This is a genomic window from Burkholderia glumae LMG 2196 = ATCC 33617, from assembly GCF_000960995.1.
GTDB lineage: Bacteria > Pseudomonadota > Gammaproteobacteria > Burkholderiales > Burkholderiaceae > Burkholderia > Burkholderia glumae.
In genome coordinates this window covers 504,899-520,738 of record NZ_CP009434.1, presented here as the reverse complement: position 1 = coordinate 520,738, position 15,840 = coordinate 504,899, and the positions used below count along the sequence as shown (strand labels likewise).

General features: G+C 73.0%; 11 protein-coding genes. 4 read left to right on the top strand and 7 right to left on the bottom strand.

Going from position 1 to position 15,840, the window contains the following annotated elements; all coding sequences use genetic code 11:
• Window positions 1-382: 382 nt before the first annotated feature.
• Window positions 383-1,834, bottom strand: coding sequence for a DUF1254 domain-containing protein (locus KS03_RS03575; RefSeq protein ID WP_015878141.1), 1,452 nt, complete (start codon window positions 1,832-1,834; stop codon window positions 383-385).
• A gap of 365 nt (window positions 1,835-2,199) precedes the next feature.
• Here KS03_RS03575 and KS03_RS03570 point away from each other — a divergent pair, with 365 nt between their 5' ends.
• Window positions 2,200-2,550 (top strand): DOPA 4,5-dioxygenase family protein, encoded by a 351-nt coding sequence (locus tag KS03_RS03570; RefSeq protein ID WP_015878142.1) that lies wholly within the window; start codon window positions 2,200-2,202, stop codon window positions 2,548-2,550.
• A 161-nt stretch (window positions 2,551-2,711) separates the two neighbouring features.
• Window positions 2,712-5,615 carry a heavy metal translocating P-type ATPase gene (locus KS03_RS03565; protein WP_080942740.1) on the top strand — a complete coding sequence of 968 codons (2,904 nt, stop codon included), beginning with the start codon at window positions 2,712-2,714 and terminating at the stop codon, window positions 5,613-5,615.
• Between the two features lie 410 nt (window positions 5,616-6,025).
• Here the strand turns inward: KS03_RS03565 and KS03_RS32220 are convergent, their stop codons facing one another.
• The 3 genes from KS03_RS32220 to KS03_RS03555 all read right to left on the bottom strand — a co-directional run bounded on the left by KS03_RS32220 (window position 6,026) and on the right by KS03_RS03555 (window position 8,676).
• Window positions 6,026-6,181: a hypothetical protein gene (locus KS03_RS32220; RefSeq protein WP_015878144.1), complete on the bottom strand. Its 156-nt coding sequence runs from the start codon at window positions 6,179-6,181 to the stop codon at window positions 6,026-6,028.
• A 146-nt stretch (window positions 6,182-6,327) separates the two neighbouring features.
• A complete protein-coding gene (locus KS03_RS03560) occupies window positions 6,328-7,749 on the bottom strand; it encodes a hypothetical protein (RefSeq protein WP_052690853.1) in 1,422 nt (473 codons plus the stop codon).
• Between the two features lie 231 nt (window positions 7,750-7,980).
• Window positions 7,981-8,676 (bottom strand): MgtC/SapB family protein, encoded by a 696-nt coding sequence (locus KS03_RS03555; protein WP_015878146.1) that lies wholly within the window; start codon window positions 8,674-8,676, stop codon window positions 7,981-7,983.
• A 110-nt stretch (window positions 8,677-8,786) separates the two neighbouring features.
• Between KS03_RS03555 and KS03_RS03550 the strand changes: the two genes are divergently transcribed.
• On the top strand, window positions 8,787-9,899 hold the full coding sequence (locus KS03_RS03550; RefSeq protein WP_015878147.1) for an AGE family epimerase/isomerase: 1,113 nt from the start codon (window positions 8,787-8,789) through the stop codon (window positions 9,897-9,899).
• 247 nt (window positions 9,900-10,146) lie between these two features.
• Window positions 10,147-10,590, top strand: a complete 444-nt coding sequence (locus KS03_RS03545; protein ID WP_015878148.1) for a PaaI family thioesterase — start codon at window positions 10,147-10,149, stop codon at window positions 10,588-10,590.
• A gap of 139 nt (window positions 10,591-10,729) precedes the next feature.
• Here KS03_RS03545 and KS03_RS03540 read toward each other — a convergent pair whose 3' ends face one another.
• The 3 genes from KS03_RS03540 to acnD form a co-directional block, all read right to left on the bottom strand.
• Window positions 10,730-11,794, bottom strand: a complete 1,065-nt coding sequence (locus tag KS03_RS03540; RefSeq protein WP_035978987.1) for a CaiB/BaiF CoA transferase family protein — start codon at window positions 11,792-11,794, stop codon at window positions 10,730-10,732.
• A 91-nt stretch (window positions 11,795-11,885) separates the two neighbouring features.
• Entirely contained in the window at window positions 11,886-13,076 is a 1,191-nt protein-coding gene (prpF, locus tag KS03_RS03535) for a 2-methylaconitate cis-trans isomerase PrpF (RefSeq protein WP_015878150.1), read from the bottom strand.
• Window positions 13,077-13,202: 126 nt separating this feature from the next.
• Window positions 13,203-15,797, bottom strand: a complete 2,595-nt coding sequence (gene acnD / locus KS03_RS03530; protein ID WP_015878151.1) for a Fe/S-dependent 2-methylisocitrate dehydratase AcnD — start codon at window positions 15,795-15,797, stop codon at window positions 13,203-13,205.
• Window positions 15,798-15,840 lie beyond the last annotated feature (43 nt).

Sequence of the window (15,840 nt, the reverse complement as noted above, 5' to 3'; positions counted from 1 at the left end):
CCGTCGGCAAAATCGGGGCACAAGCCTGGAAACGTGCGAAGTATAGGCGCTTGTCCGGCACGCCCGGCGTCGCCGGCTTCGCCAATCCCGAGACGAGGGACGAGACGATACCCGCGGCGAGCGGCGCGATGCCGTTGCATCGGAGATGAAGTGACTGCTCACTTATGATTGAATCGCCCGAGCTTGGCGGCCTGGCTCGGGCCGGTGCCGGGGCGGCCGGCCGGCAACCGCGCCGCCGGCCCGTCATGGCCGACGCGTCCGGGCAACCCACCGGCGAGCCTGCCCGGTCACGCGCATCGGCCAGGCGGGCCCGGCCTGAGCGCCACGGCCGCGCCGCGCGTCCCGGCCAATATTTCGAAGCAGGCACTCACTTTCAAGAAAATCAGCGCCGCTGCGCAGCCGGCGGCTGCCAAGAGCCGTCGGTGGCCTCGGCCTTCGGCGCGTACAGGCGCAGCACCAGTTGGAAATCGGCGCGCGGCACGGGCAGCCAGTTCGCCGCATGAGCCCGGCCCGGCGAGGCCGCCGCCACGACGACATCCACCGAACCGTCGCGATTGCGCCGCAGCCGGTCGAAGCTGCCGATCGCGCGCCGTCCGCGGCCCACCTCGGGCAGCGCGCCGTCGGCCGTGTAGGGCGTCAGCGACCAGAACGCGCGCACCGGCGGCAGCGCGCGCGGCGCGAAATGCAGCACGTAGCGATTGGCGCCGTCGAGCGGCTTGCCGTCGCCGTCCACCGTCACCACGGCGACGGTTTCGTCCTCGCGCGCGCCGGCGCCGAAACGCGTGGCCGCCACGTAGGCGCGCAGCGCGTAATCCTGCCCGTAATGGCCGGCGTCGCCGCCGAGCCAGCGCCAGCCGTCGGCCGCGAGCAGATTCGACGGCGGCACGGCGAGCCGCGCGCGCGCATCCTCGACGCCGCGCGTCGCGGCGGCGAGGCGTTCGTCGGTCCAATCCACCTCGCTGCCCGCCTTCACGCCGATCTCGTCGAGCACCTGGTCGACATGCGCGTCCGGCTGCACCGGCGGGTTCTCGCGCAACGCGGCCGCGAAACGCGAGAAGAACGCCTTGGCGTCGAGCGCCGCGACGCGCGCGGCGGTCGTCGCCGAGGTCGCGGCGGCGTTGGCCGCCGTTTCGTCGAGCGCCGCCTGCGCGCGGCTGGCGCGCTCCGCGCGCGCGGGGCGCGCCGCGAACGCCGACAGCGGCACGATCCGCACCGCGCGCTGCCAGCGGCGCGCCTCGTTCAGGTCGCGGCCGCCGCTGGTGCGGATCCGCACGCCGATCCAGGCCTCGTGCGCCGGCAGGTCGACCCGCTTGACGCCGTCCGGCAGCGTGCCGTGGAAATCGGGGCCGACGAAGGCAATCGTTTGCTCCCGAGCCGAGCCGCTGCGCGGCTTGGGGTCGGCCCCGGTGGACCAGACGACGTTGGTCCACATGTCCAGCACGCGCGCGTCCAGATAGCGCCCGTGCGTATCCGGCAGCGTGACCAGCACGGGCTCGGCAGCCACGTCGAGCCAGCCCGCCGAGTCGAGCGTGTCGACGCCCGGCAGCGGCGGGTTCGTGGCGCCGGGCGGCGGCAGCGCGACGCCGCCGCTCAGCGTGTTGACGGGCACGGGCGCCGCGCCGTCGCCGCCGGCCGCGGCTTGCCGCGCGAGATCCATCATCACGAGCGGATAGGCATAGACATAGGAATCGGCCACCTCGCTGCGCATCCAGCCGGTCTGGCGGGCGACGACCTCCGGTTGCGGCGGCGAGGCGCAACCGGCGAGCACGGTGACCCAGGCGACCGCCATCGCGGCGCACGGACGAACAGCGGAAAACGGGAGAAGGGTTGTCATGGTGGTCGGCGAGCGGCGCAGCGTCGGCTGTGCTTGTTGATTGGGGCCGGCGCGCGCGGTCTCATGCTCATGGCGGGTGCGTCGTCCGTTCGCATCCGGCGCGCCGGAGCGCGAGAATCGTACCGCGACGCCCACCGCAAAAACAATGTCCGCATGCGAAGACATGCCTTGTCTGGCAACGATTTGATTTGGCCTGCGCAACAGTCGCCGAAAAGCAGCGGTGATTATCGTGTTTCGGCGTCATACGGCGAGCGCCGGGCCGACCGCGAATGGCCGCATCGTGCGGCGGCCGGGCCGGAACGAAGGTTTTCGGCAAATGGCGGACAATGAGCGCTTGATCACTCCGGCCTGCCCGCTTGCCATCCATGCCTTTTCTCGACCCCGCCGGCATCACGAGCTGGCACGCGCACGTCTATTTCGATGCCGCCTGCCGCGACGCCGCCTGGGCGCTGCGCGAGGCGATCGAAGCGCATCTCGGCCCGCTGGTGCTAATCGGCCGCTTCCACGAGCGGCCGGTCGGCCCGCATCCGAGGTGGTCGTATCAGCTCGAATTCGACCACCGACAACTCGCGGCGGTGGCCGGCTGGCTGGCGCTGAATCACGGCGCGCTCGACGTGTTCGTGCATCCGAATACCGGCGACGCGCTGCGCGACCACCGCGATTCGGCGCTCTGGATCGGGCAATCGCACGCGCTGAATCTCGATGCGCTGCGCTGAATGCCGCGAAAGCAGCAACCCGGCGGATAGCGGCCTGCGCCGGCAGAAAGCGAAGCGACGAGCGGGGACCGAACCGATAAAACCTGCTTGACCTTGCCATCGTTGGAAGGTTGATACTGATTACATCGTCGGCTTAAGGCCGCACCCGACCGGTTTTCACGATGACTGATCTGTCCAATCCCGCGCCCCACCAGACAACCGAGTTGCGCATCGAGGGCATGACCTGCGGCGGCTGCGCGCGCCGTGTCGAACGCACGCTCGCGCAGATTCCCGGCGTCGCGACGGCGCAAGTCGATCTCGAGGCCAAGACGGCAAGCGTGACCTGCCTGCCCGACGTCGATGCGAAGACGCTCGCCGAGGCGGTCACGGCAGCCGGTTACCCGGCGCGCGTCCTGCCGCGGCACGATGCCTCCGGCACGCCGCCCGCGCCGCAGCCCACGACATCGCCCGAATCGCCCGTGGGGTCCGACGCCGGGCCCGCGACGCACGTCCTTGCCGTGCGCGTCGGCGGCATGACCTGCGGCGGCTGCGCGCGACGCGTCGAGCAGGCCCTGGCCGGCGTGAACGGCGTCGTGCACGCGCGCGTCGATCTGGGCGCCGCGACGGCCACCGTCGAAGCGGACCATGAGGTCGGCGCGCAAACGCTGATCGACGCCGTGGCGGCCGCGGGGTATCGCGCCGAGCCCGCCCACGCCGTGCCATCCGCCGCGGCGGCGCGCGCGTCCGAGGCCGCCGCGCCGGTTGCCGTGGCGTTCGCGCCGCAGCCGACGCCGCGCGCCAAGCCGGCCGTGGACGCGGCGCCCGCCGCAAGTGATGCGCCGGCTTCGCCGACCACGGCGATCGAACTCGACATCGGCGGCATGACCTGCGCCTCGTGCTCGAACCGCGTCGAAAAGGCGCTCGCGCAAGTGCCCGGCGTGTCGAGTGCCACCGTCAATCTCGCCACCGAACGCGCGAGCGTGAGCGCCGCTGCCTCCGTTTCGGCCGCGCAGCTCGTCGCGGCCGTCGAGAAGGCCGGCTATCGCGCCGCCCCCACCGCCCATTCGGCGCCGGCCGCCTGCGCGCCCCACGCCCGCCCGAGCGCCGAATCGCGCAAAGCCGCCGAAGCGCACCGCGACCTGATGCTGCTGATCGGCTCGGCGCTCCTGACCGTGCCGCTCGTCGCGCCGATGCTGGCGGCACCGTTCGGCGTCTCGGCAACGCTGCCGGCGTGGCTCGAACTCGCGCTCGCGGCGGTGGTGCAGTTCGGTTTCGGCGCGCGCTTCTATCGCGCCGCGTGGCACGCGCTGCGCGCGCGCGCCGGCAACATGGACCTGCTCGTCGCGCTCGGCACCTCGGCCGCGTTCGGCCTGAGCCTGTGGCAGCTGCTGCGCGCGCCGGGCCACGCCGAGCATCTGTACTTCGAGGCGGCGGCCGTGATCGTCACGCTGGTGCGCTTCGGCAAATGGCTGGAGGCGCGCGCCAAGCGCCAGACCACCGACGCCATCCGCGCGCTCAACGCGCTGCGCCCCGAGCGGGCGCGCATCGTCGAACAAGGCGCCGAGCGCGAGGTGCCGCTCGCGCAGGTGCAGGTCGGCGCGATCGTGGCGGTGCGCCCCGGCGAGCGCTTCCCGGTGGACGGCACGATCCTGGCCGGCGAGTCGCACGTCGACGAATCGCTGATCACGGGCGAAAGCCTGCCGGTGGCGAAAGCGCCCGGCGACCGCGTGACGGCTGGTGCGATCAATGCGGAAGGCGCGCTGACGGTCGAGACCACCGCGATCGGCGCCGAGACCACGCTCGCGCGCATCATCCGGCTGGTCGAATCGGCGCAGGCCGAGAAGGCGCCGATCCAGCGCCTCGTCGATCGCGTCAGCGCGGTGTTCGTGCCGGTCATTCTGGCGATTGCGCTGGTCACGCTGGCGGGCTGGCTGCTGGCCGGCGCGGACACCGAAACGGCGATCCTCGACGCGGTGGCGGTACTCGTGATCGCCTGCCCCTGCGCGCTCGGCCTCGCCACGCCGGCCGCGATCATGGCCGGCACCGGCGTGGCCGCGCGGCACGGCGTGCTGATCCAGGACGCGCTTGCGCTGGAACTCGCGCAGCGCGCCGCCGTGGTCGCCTTCGACAAGACCGGCACGCTCACCGAAGGCAAGCCGGCGGTGACGGCGTTCGACGCGCTCGGCCTCGCGCGCGGCGAGGCGCTCGCGATCGCCGCCGCCGTGCAGCGGCAGAGCGACCATCCGCTCGCGCGCGCGATGGTGGCCGCGTTCGAGCGCGAGGCGCCCGCCGGCGCGGCCGCGCTGCCGGTGGCCGAGGCGCGCGCAGTGGCCGGGCGCGGCGTCGAGGCCCGCGTCGGCGCGGCGGGCCACGCCACGCGTTATGCGATCGGCAGCGCGCGCTGGCTGGCGGAGCTCGCCATCGAGATGCCGGCCGGCGCCAAGGCCCGCGCGGCCGAACTCGAGGCGGCCGGCAACACGGTGTCCTGGCTGATGCGGCTCGACGCACCGCAGGCGGTGCTCGCGCTGATCGCCTTCGGCGATACCGTGAAGCCGGGCGCGCGCGACGCGATCGGGCAGTTGCACGCGCTCGGCATCCGTACCGCGCTCGTGACCGGCGACAACCGCGGCAGCGCGGCAGCGGTCGCGCGCACGCTCGGCATCGACGAAGTCCACGCACAGGTGCTGCCCGACGACAAGGCGCGCGTGATCGGCGACCTGAAGGCGACCAGCCGCGGCGTGGTGGCGATGGTCGGCGACGGCATCAACGACGCGCCCGCGCTGGCCGCCGCCGACATCGGCATGGCCATGGCGACCGGCACCGACGTGGCGATGCAGTCGGCCGGCATCACGCTGATGCGCGGCGACCCGGCGCTCGTCGCGGCCGCGATCGACATCTCGCGCCGCACCTACCGGAAGATCCGGCAGAACCTGTTCTGGGCCTTCGTCTACAACCTGGTGGGCGTGCCGCTCGCGGCGTTCGGGCTGCTCAATCCGATGATCGCCGGCGCGGCCATGGCGTTTTCGAGCGTGAGTGTCGTCACGAACGCGCTGCTGCTGAAAACCTGGAAGGCCGGCACGCGATGACCGCGCCGCGCTGACAAGCCGGGCGCGATCCGGCATGCAGCCCGCGCCCCGGCATCGGTGCGCGGGCTGCGTCGCTTCATGGCGGCCATGCGACGGCCGCGCCGACGGCGCGACACGAAATGCAATGGAATGGAATGCGGGCAAGCAGGCTAGCCGGACGGATGCCGCGCCTTGCGGCCTGAGCCGAACGGCGGGCGCCCATCAGCGGCAAACCGGGGGAGCCAAAAGGGGGAGAAAACCAACCGGCGCGGCCGCGGCCGCGCGCGGCAAGGCGCCCGACCCGCAACGGCGCCAAACCGGGCCGGCGGGCGATGACGCGGCGCCGATAGCCGGAAGCTGACGCAGAGAAAACGACGAATGAAGCGAAGGCGGCGGCGGCGATGGCGGCGGCAGCCAGCGCCGGCAGCCGCTCAGCGACGGATCAGGCCGACGCGCGAGATCTGCGCCTTGCGCTGACGCTCGGCTTCCGCATGGCGGGCGGCGTAGGAATAGTCGCGGTCGAGCGGCAGATGCGGCGAAACGAACAGATCGTCGATCTTTTGAAGCAGCGCGAAAATGAGGGTCATTTGCAGCTCCCGACAGTAGGTTGATCAGGGTTATCCCTAAAAAGAATATTAAGGGTTTTCCCCGATCAACACTAGTGCAGCGCAACATGCTGTGTCGTCGATGCGACGCGGCAAGGCGACGCACAAGGTGCTCTCCCGCTTTCTGCTCAGCGTCTGCGACGTTCGTGCCGGACCGGCGCCGATACAGGCTGGCGCGGTGCGGCAATCGTGCCCCGATTGGTCAGCCGCTGAACCTGCGCACCGAGCGCCTCATTGCGTTGCTGCATGGCCGCAAGATCGGCTTGCTGCGTCTCCTGCAACGACACGAGGCGATCGACGCGTTGCCGCAGCGCGGCCGCTTCGCCGCGTGCGTTCGACAGTGCCAGCGCCTGAACCACGAGCGCCGCGATGCCGGCCAGCACGACCACGGCAAGGGCCAGCAGCAGCCGATTCACGCGGCGCATCTCGCCGTTGGCCGCGCGGCGCAGGTCGACCGTCTCGATCTGCAGCGCGCGAACCCGGTCGGCCAGCGCCCGCTGCGGCGCATCGGAATCGACGGCCGGCGGCGCCGGCTCGGCTGCCGCCGGCATGCCGCCGCCCGCGGCGTCTGGCGGCATGGCGTCGGCCGGCGCCGGCGCGGCCGGGACGCTCGGTGCCGCCGCCAGCGGGCGGACTTCGTCGGCGGACGCGCCGGCCTTGCGGCGCCTGGCCGGCGCACCGGCCGGTTCGACGTTGCGCCCGGCGTGGCGCCGGGCGCCGCTGCGCGCCGGCCGTGCCGGCGCCGACGCCGCGGCCTCGCCCGTTCCGGCCGCGAGACCGGCGACGGTTTCCTGCACGGCGGCCGCCACTTCGACCACGTCGATCGACGCTGCCGGCTCCGGCACCGCGACCGCAGACGCGGGCCGCTCGGGGGCCGGCGCCGGCAGGTCCTGGCGGGGCGCAACGTGCGCACCAAGCGCATCAAGCGCGGCGGGCGCGCCGGCCTGGCGAGCCGGCGTAGCCGAAGCCGCGGCCTTTCCGGTCGCCGCCGGCGCCGCGGCCGGCGCGGCGTCGCTCGCATCACGCGCCGCGTCGGCCGCGGCGGCTTGCTCCAACGCCCGCGCCTGCCGATGGTCGCCGCGCCCGGCGGCAAGCGCCGCCGCCGGTGCGTCCGGCATCGCTTGCCCGGCCGCCGGCGAGACCGCCTCCTGCGCCGGCCCATCTCCGCCGCGGTGCGCGCCCAGGGCGGGCAAGTCCGCCGCGCTGGCGCGCGCCGGCGGCACCGCCGCGTCGGTGGGCCAGTCGAAGCCGGCCAGGCTCCCCTGCCGCGTGTCGTGCTCCGGCTGCGGCTCGGCGGTCGCGCCGGCCGCCTCCGGCGGCGCTGCCGCCTCGCGCGCGGGCGGCCCCGCCGGCAGGCCGCCGAACAGGTCGAGCGTGTACGCGTCGCGCGGCCCGGCGGCCGGACTCGCCTCGTCGTGCGCCGTGCCCTCGGCGTCGGCCGGCGCGACATTGCGGTCCGGCTGTCCGGCGTTGGCGGCGGCGCTGCGCCGGCGGGACGGCCGGCCTGCACGGGTGGAACGGGTATGGGGAGAGACGCGGGATTCGATCATGGAGCAATGACTACCACGGCAGATCACCGGGGCGCGGCGCGCGGCGCGCGATGCCCTCGGCCTGGCAAGCGACAGGAAAGGTCCTCGGGGACGGAAGACGGCATTGTCTCATGCCGGACGGCGCGAGCCGGCCGAACCGGTCCGGCCGCGCGCGCCGCCGGGCCGCTCTGCGGGCTGCCATCGAGCGGCCGGGCCATCGCGATCAAGTTCGGCCGGATTCGGGCCCGGGCCTCATTCGGCGCTCGCCACGCCCTCCTGCTCCTTGAACGTCTGCACGCCGGGCAGCTGGCGCAGCCGCGCGCAGATCCGCTCGTACTCGACCGACGAAACGCGCGCCAGCGAGATCGTCACGTCGTCGCAGTCGGGCTGCTCCTCGCTCTGCTGGACGACGAACTGCTTGACGCGCGCGGCGTCGGTGCCGAGCGCCGCATGCAGCGAGCTGAACGTCATCGAGCCGCGATCGACGAGCAGCAGCATGTGCCGACGCTGGCGCACGGTGATGTAGCGCCGCTCGAGCGGCTTGATGCCGGCCAGGATCACCAGCACGATCACGGTGGCCGCGACCGCCGCCACGTAGAGCCCGCCGCCGACGGCGAGCCCGACCGCCGCGACCGACCACAGGCTCGCGGCCGTGGTCAGCCCGCGCACGATCTCGCCGCGCATCAGGATCGAGCCGGCGCCGAGAAAGCCGATGCCGGACACCACCTGCGCCGCGATCCGCGACGGATCGAGCACCACCTGGGGCCTGCCGAGCACGTCGGCGAAGCCGAACGCGGAAACGATCATGATCAGCGCCGAGCCGACGCAGACGAGCATGTGCGTGCGCAGGCCGGCCGCCCATGACAAACGCTCCCGCTCGAAACCGATTACGCTGCCGAGCACGGCCGCGAGCAGCAGCCGCAAGATGAGTTCGACGTTGTTGAGCATGTGCGCTCTCCTTCCTGTTATTGTGTCGGCGCATCGGCGCGGCCGGGCCGGACAGCCGGATCCGGCCGGCAGCACGCTGCCGCACTTTGTTCGATCCACGAGTTTTGACGATGTCCGCTACCCGTCCCGCTTCCGTCCAGGCTGCCGAACTGCGCCGGCATTTCGCGGAAATCCTGCTGCCGCTGTGGCGAGGCCCCGGTTTCGACACGGCAATCGGACTGCCGTTCGAAGCGCTGAGCGCCGACACGCATGCGCCGCTGCCCGTCACGCGCTATCGGGCCATGGCCTGCGCGCGGCAATTGTTCGTGTTCGCCGACGCCGGCGAGCTGGCGCACGCGCAGACGCTGTTTGACGCATTGTGCCGCCATTTCCGCGATCCGCGGCACGGCGGCTGGTTCTACAGCGTCGATGCGCGCGGCGCGCCGCTCGATCGCAGCAAGGATCTGTACACCCACGCGTTCGTCGTGTTCGCCTGCGCGGCGTACTTCGCCGCGTCCGGCAACGGCGACGCGCGCAAGGTGGCCGAGCACACCGCCGCGCTGATCGAGGACCGCTTCGCGCCGGCCGCCGGCGACGCCTGCCTCGACGCGGCGCGCGCCGAGGATTTCGCGCGCCTCGATGGCGGCGGCCCGCTGCAGAATCCGCTGATGCACCTGACCGAGGCATGGCTCGCGGCCGGCGCGGCGTTCGGCGACGCCGCGTTCGACGCCGCGCTGCTGCGCACGGCGCGCGCCGTCGAGCAGCGCTTCGTCGATCCGGCCACCGGCTGCGTCGCCGAGCTGGCGCTGGGCACGCCCGGCAACCGCGTCGAGCCGGGCCACCAGTTCGAGTGGTTCTATCTCGTCAGTGCGGCGGGCCGGCGGCTCGCGTCGACCGGCCTCGCCGACGCGCTGGAACGCGCCTACCGGTTCGCCGAGCGGCATGGCGTCGATCCGGCCACGGGCGGCGTGTGCGCGGCCGTCGACGGGCACGGCGCCTGCCTCGACGCGACGCAGCGGATCTGGGCGCAGACCGAATATCTGCGTGCGCTCGCCACGCGCGGCGAGCACGCCGGCTCGCCCGCGCTCGCCACGCAGATCGAGCGCTTCGCGGCGCGCTTCCTGCACCCGCGCGGCTGGTTCGAATGCAAGACCGCGGCCGGCGAGGTCTCGCGTGCCGACCTGCCGTCCACCACGCCGTATCATCTCGCGACCGCCTACGCCGCGCTGCCCGCCGGCGCCTGATCGCACCGCGCGGGCCGCGTTCGGCGGCCCCAGCGCGCGGCCCGCGCAATACCGCCTGCGATCCGCGCATCCGGCCCGCCCGCGGCGGCCGCCACGGCCGCCCCGCCGGCGCGCCGGCCACGCGGCCGCGTCGCGCACCTTCCCCGAATCTCCTTGCGTATCGGCTGGTCGCTTCCTAGAGTGGAGCGCAGGCGGCCGGCCCCCGTCGGCCGCGCGGGGCGGCGCCCCATTGAACCAAGGAACGTCGATGACGGATATCGTGGACCACGCGCGCGGCGCGCTGCTCGCCCAGCCGTTCAGCATCTTGCTCGGCACCGAACTCATGACGATGGGCGGCGACGAAGTCGCGCTCTGCCTGCCGATTCGCGACGATCTGCGGCAGCAGCACGGCTTCGTGCACGGCGGCGTGATCAGCTATCTCGCCGACAATGCGCTGACCTTCGCGGGCGCGCTCGCGCTCGGCCCGCGCGTCGTCACCGGCGAATACAAGATCAACTACCTGCGCCCGGCGACGCACGGCCGCCTGATCGCGCGCGCCAAGCTGCTGTACGGCGGCAAGAACCAGGCCACCTGCCAGTGCCACGTGTTCGTGGCGGTCGGCAAGGACGAGCGCCTCGTCGCGGTCGCGCAGGGCACCGTCAACCGGCTCGGCGAGGCGCGCGCCGACGAGGTGCAGGCCTCGGCGGCCTGACGGGCGCCAGCACGCCGGGGCGGCCAAGCTGCGTCGCCGCGCCACCGCCCCCCACGCGCGCCGCGCGACCGCCCGGCAGCGCCCGCGCGCCTGCCTCAGGTCTCCCCCAGGTCTCCCCCAGGTCTGCCTCAGGTCTGCCTCATTCGCCGCAGGCGGCCGGCTCGTCATCGAGCCAGGTGAAGCGCGGCGCCACCTTGACCCGCAGCGCCCCGTCCGGGGTCAAAGCATGCACGCCGCGCGCGCGGTTGTGCGGGTGCCGCGCGGCCGCCTCGAAATCGAGCACCGGCGCCACGCACGCGTCGGCATCCGCGAAGCGCTCGCACCAGAACGCCGCCGGCGCGCTCGCGAAATGCGCGGCGAAGCGCGTCTTCAGCGCGGGCCAGGTCTCGCGAGCGTACTGCGCCTCGGGATCGATGCCGTCGAGCCCGAAGCCCGCCACGAAGCGGCGGTAGAACGCCGGCTCCAGCGCGGCCACGCTGATCCACGCGCCGTCCGCGCAGCGGTAGACGGCATAGAACGGCGCGTCGTGGAACAGGCTCGCGCCATCCGGCCCGCCGAGCTGCCCGTGCTCGCGCGCCCACAGCGCGAGCGCGCCGAGCATCGCGACCACATCGACGATCGCACCGTCCACCACGCGGCCGCGCCCGCTGGCGCGCGCGGCCAGCAGCGCGCTGACGATGCCGAACGCCAGGCCGAGCGCGCCGCCCGCGTCGCCGACCACGGTGGGCGGGATCACCGGCATCTGGCCCGGCTTGACGGCCAGCGCGAGCAGCCCGGTCAGCGCGACGTAGTTGAGATCGTGGCCGGCGCGCCCGGCGAGCGGCCCGTGCTGGCCCCAGCCCGTCATGCGCGCATAGACGAGCGACGGCCGGCGCGCGGCGCAGGCGTGCGGCCCGAGGCCGAGCCGCTCCATCACGCCGGGCCGGTAGCCCTCGATCAGCACGTCGGCGCGCGCGATCCGGTCGAGCATCGCCTCGCGCGCGCCGGCCGCCTTCAGGTCGCATTCGACCACGGTCTTGCCCTCGCGCAGCAGGTCGCCGTCGCGCGCCTGCAGGCCGGGCGGGCCGCCCGCGCGGCCGCCCGGGCGCGCCACCAGCGTCACGCGCGCCCCCAGCGCCGCCAGCATCCAGCCGGCCAGCGGCGCGGGGCCGAGCCCTTCGAGTTCGAGCACTTCGACGCCCGCCAGCGGCATCGCCACGTTCATTCCGGCCTCCGTTCGGCGCGCCGCGTCGCGGCCGCGCCCGCTGTCACGTCAGCGCCCGCACGCACCCACGCCGCGCGGGCTGCCGCGAGCCTCAGAACGCGTCGCCGGGCACGCGCACCTGGCCTTCCATCAGCACGCGCGCGCTGCGGCTCATGATCGCCTTCGTGACGACCCACTCGCCGCTCGCGCGGCTGGCCTGCGCGCCCACCCGCAGCGTGCCGGACGGATGCCCGAAGCGCACCGCCTCGCGCTCGCCGCCGCCCGCCGCGAGGCTCACGAGCGTGCCGGGAATCGCGGCCGCGGTGCCGATCGCCACCGCGGCGGTGCCCATCATCGCGTGATGCAGCTTGCCCATCGACATCGCACGCACCAGCAGGTCCACGTCCTTGGCCGCCACCGTCTTGCCGCTCGACGCGACGTAGTCGGCCGGGCGCGCCACGAACGCGATCTTCGGCGTGTGCTGGCGCGTGGCGATCTCGTCGAGCGTCCCGATGAGGCCCATGCGCAGCGCGCCGTAGCCGCGGATCGCCTCGAGGCGCGCGAGCGCGGCGCAATCGCCGTTGATCGCGTCCTGCAACTCGGTGCCGGTGTAGCCAATCGCCTCGGCCTCGACGAAGATGGTCGGGATGCCGGCGTTGATCATGGTCGCCTTCAGCGTGCCGATGCCGGGCACTTCCAGGTCGTCGACCAGGTTGCCGGTGGGGAACATCGCGCCGCCGGCACCGTCCTCGTCGGCGGCCGGGTCCAGGAATTCGAGCTGGATCTCGGCGGCCGGGAAAGTCACGCCGTCGAGTTCGAAGTCGCCCGTCTCCTGCACCTCGCCGCCCGTGATCGGCACGTGCGCGACGATGGTCTTGCCGATGTTGGCCTGCCAGATCCGCACGGTGGCGATGCCGTCGGCGGGCACGCGCGACGCGTCGACGAGGCCCGCCGCGATCGCGAACGGGCCGACCGCGGCCGACAGGTTCCCGCAGTTGCCGGTCCAGTCGATGAAGGCCTTGTCGATCGAGACCTGGCCGAACAGATAGTCGACGTCGTGACCGGGCCGCGCGCTCTTCGAGAGGATCACGGTCTTGCTGGTGCTCGACGTCGCGCCGCCCATCCCGTCGATCTGCTTGCCGTAAGGGTCGGGACTGCCGATCACGCGCAGCAGCAGCCGGTCGCGCGCCGCGCCCGGCACGCGCGCGGCCTCCGGCAGGTCGTCGAGGCGGAAGAACACGCCCTTGCTGGTGCCGCCGCGCATGTAGACGGCGGGTATCCGGATCTGGGGAACGTGGGCCATGGTGGAGGTTCCTGAAAGGACGAGGGCGGCCGCGCCGCCCGCGCGCGTCGCGCCGGTCGGGGCGCCACGCCGGTTAATCGAGTCTCGAACGCGTCGCGCCGGCGGCAGGCCGGCGCCAGGCATCCATCATGCCGCCTGCGACGATTCGAGGAAATCCTGCGCGAAGCGCTGCAGCACGCCGCCCGCCTCGTAGATCGACACCTCCTCGGCGGTATCGAGCCGGCAGGTGACCGGCACCTCGACGCGGGTGCCGTTGCGGCGCGTGACCACCAGCGTGAGATCGGCGCGCGGGCGGCGCTCGCCGATCACGTCGAAGGTCTCGGTGCCGTCGATGCCGAGCGTGAGGCGGTTCACGCCGGGCTTGAACTCGAGCGGCAGCACGCCCATCCCGATCAGGTTGGTGCGATGGATGCGCTCGAAGCCCTCGGCCAGGATCGCCTCCACGCCGGCGAGCCGCACGCCCTTGGCCGCCCAGTCGCGCGACGAGCCCTGGCCGTAGTCGGCGCCGGCGATCACGATCAGCGGCTGCTTGCGCGCCATGTAGGTTTCGATCGCCTCCCACATGCGCACCACCTTGCCCTCCGGCTCGAGGCGCGCGAGCGACCCCTTCTGCACCGCGCCGTCCACCACCGCCATCTCGTTGACGAGCGTCGGATTCGCGAAGGTCGCGCGCTGCGCGGTCAGGTGATCGCCGCGATGCGTCGCGTAGGAATTGAAGTCCTCCTCGGGCAGGCCCATCTTCGCGAGGTATTCGCCCGCCGCGCTGTCGGGCAGGATCGCGTTGGACGGCGAGAGGTGGTCGGTGGTGATGTTGTCGCCGAGCACCGCCAGCGCGCGCATTCCGGCGAGCCTGCGCTCGCCGGCGAGCGCCCCTTCCCAGTAGGGCGGGCGGCGGATGTAGGTGCTCTGCGCGCGCCACGCGTAGAGCGGCGGCACGCTGGCGGCGCTGGCCGCGCGGCGCGCGAACATCGGCTCGTAGACGCGCCGGTATTGCTCGGGCTTCACGCTGGCGGCGACGATCGCGTCGATCTCGGCGTCGTCGGGCCAGATGTCGGCGAGCGTGACGGGCTTGCCGTCGGCGTCGGTGCCGAGCACGTCGTGCTCGATGTCGAAGCGGATCGTGCCGGCGATCGCATAGGCCACCACCAGCGGCGGCGAGGCCAGGAACGCCTGCTTCGCGTAGGGATGGATGCGGCCGTCGAAGTTGCGGTTGCCCGACAGCACGGCGGTGGCGTACAGATCGCGGTCGATGATCTCCTGCTGGATGTCGGGGTCGAGCGCGCCCGACATGCCGTTGCAGGTGGTGCAGGCGAACGCCACCACGCCGAAGCCGAGCGCCTCCAGATCGCCGAGCAGGCCGGCTTCCTTCAGGTACAGCTCGACCGTCTTCGAGCCCGGCGCGAGCGAGGTCTTGACCCACGGCTTGCGCGCGAGGCCGCGCGCGTTCGCGTTGCGCGCGAGCAGGCCGGCGGCGATCACGTTGCGCGGGTTGCTGGTGTTGGTGCAGCTCGTGATGGCGGCGATGATCACGGCGCCGTCGGGCATCTGCCCGGCGCTGTCCTGGTGCGGCGCGGCGATGCCGCGCGCGGCCAGCTCGCTGGTGGGCAGCCGCTTGTGCGGGTTCGACGGGCCGGCCATGTTGCGCACCACGGTGGAAAGGTCGAACGCGAGCGTGCGCTCGTACTGCGCGCCGGCGAGGCTGTCGGCCCACAGGCCGGCCGTTTTCGCGTAGGTCTCCACCAGCGCGACCTGCTCGTCGCTGCGGCCGGTCAGGCGCAGGTAGTCGAGCGTGCGGCCGTCGATGAAGAACATCGCGGCGGTCGCGCCGTACTCGGGCGCCATGTTCGAGATGGTGGCGCGGTCGCCGAGCGTGAGGCTAGCCGCGCCCGGGCCGCGAAACTCCAGATAGGCGCCCACCACCTTCTGCTTGCGCAGGAACTCGGTCAGCGCGAGCACGATGTCGGTGGCGGTGATGCCGGGCTGGCGCTCGCCCGTGAGCTCGACGCCGACGATGTCGGGCAGCCGCATCCACGACGCGCGGCCCAGCATCACGTTCTCGGCCTCCAGGCCGCCCACGCCGATCGCGATCACGCCGAGCGCGTCCACGTGCGGCGTGTGGCTGTCGGTGCCGACGCAGGTGTCGGGGTAGGCCACGCCGTCCTGGGTGCCGATCACGGGCGACATCTTCTCGAGGTTGATCTGATGCATGATGCCGTTGCCGGGCGGGATCACGTCGACGTTCTCGAAGGCGGTCCTGGTCCATTCGATGAAGTGGAAGCGGTCCTCGTTGCGGCGGTCCTCGATCGCGCGGTTCTTGGCGAACGCATCGGGATCGGCGCCGCCGCATTCCACGGCGAGCGAGTGATCGACGATCAGCTGCACCGGCACCACCGGGTTGACCTTGGCCGGATCGCCGCCGGCCGCGGCGATCGCGTCGCGCAGGCCGGCCAGATCGACCAGCGCGGTCTGGCCGAGGATGTCGTGGCAGACCACGCGTGCCGGATACCACGGAAAATCGAGGTCGCGACGGCGCTCGATCAGCTGGCGCAGCGCGGCGTCGAGCTGCGCCGGGTCGCAGCGGCGCACCAGGTTCTCGGCGAGCACGCGCGACGTGTAGGGCAGTGCGTCGTAGGCGCCGGGCGCGAGCGCGTCCACGGCGGCACGCGCGTCGAAGTAGTCGAGCCCGGTGCCGGGCAGCGGTTTGCGATGGGCGGTATTCATGTTCTGGGGCATGCGGGGAAAGTCAACGGCGGGCACGGCGCGG

What these genes read in the sequence shown, in the direction of transcription:
- KS03_RS03575 (WP_015878141.1), bottom strand. Translation starts at nt 1,834, where the DNA reads ATGACAACCCTTCTCCCGTTTTCCGCTGTTCGTCCGTGCGCCGCGATG.
- KS03_RS03570 (WP_015878142.1), top strand. Translation starts at nt 2,200, where the DNA reads ATGCCTTTTCTCGACCCCGCCGGCATCACGAGCTGGCACGCGCACGTC.
- KS03_RS03565 (WP_080942740.1), top strand. Translation starts at nt 2,712, where the DNA reads ATGACTGATCTGTCCAATCCCGCGCCCCACCAGACAACCGAGTTGCGC.
- KS03_RS32220 (WP_015878144.1), bottom strand. Translation starts at nt 6,181, where the DNA reads ATGACCCTCATTTTCGCGCTGCTTCAAAAGATCGACGATCTGTTCGTT.
- KS03_RS03560 (WP_052690853.1), bottom strand. Translation starts at nt 7,749, where the DNA reads ATGATCGAATCCCGCGTCTCTCCCCATACCCGTTCCACCCGTGCAGGC.
- KS03_RS03555 (WP_015878146.1), bottom strand. Translation starts at nt 8,676, where the DNA reads ATGCTCAACAACGTCGAACTCATCTTGCGGCTGCTGCTCGCGGCCGTG.
- KS03_RS03550 (WP_015878147.1), top strand. Translation starts at nt 8,787, where the DNA reads ATGTCCGCTACCCGTCCCGCTTCCGTCCAGGCTGCCGAACTGCGCCGG.
- KS03_RS03545 (WP_015878148.1), top strand. Translation starts at nt 10,147, where the DNA reads ATGACGGATATCGTGGACCACGCGCGCGGCGCGCTGCTCGCCCAGCCG.
- KS03_RS03540 (WP_035978987.1), bottom strand. Translation starts at nt 11,794, where the DNA reads ATGAACGTGGCGATGCCGCTGGCGGGCGTCGAAGTGCTCGAACTCGAA.
- prpF (WP_015878150.1), bottom strand. Translation starts at nt 13,076, where the DNA reads ATGGCCCACGTTCCCCAGATCCGGATACCCGCCGTCTACATGCGCGGC.
- acnD (WP_015878151.1), bottom strand. Translation starts at nt 15,797, where the DNA reads ATGAATACCGCCCATCGCAAACCGCTGCCCGGCACCGGGCTCGACTAC.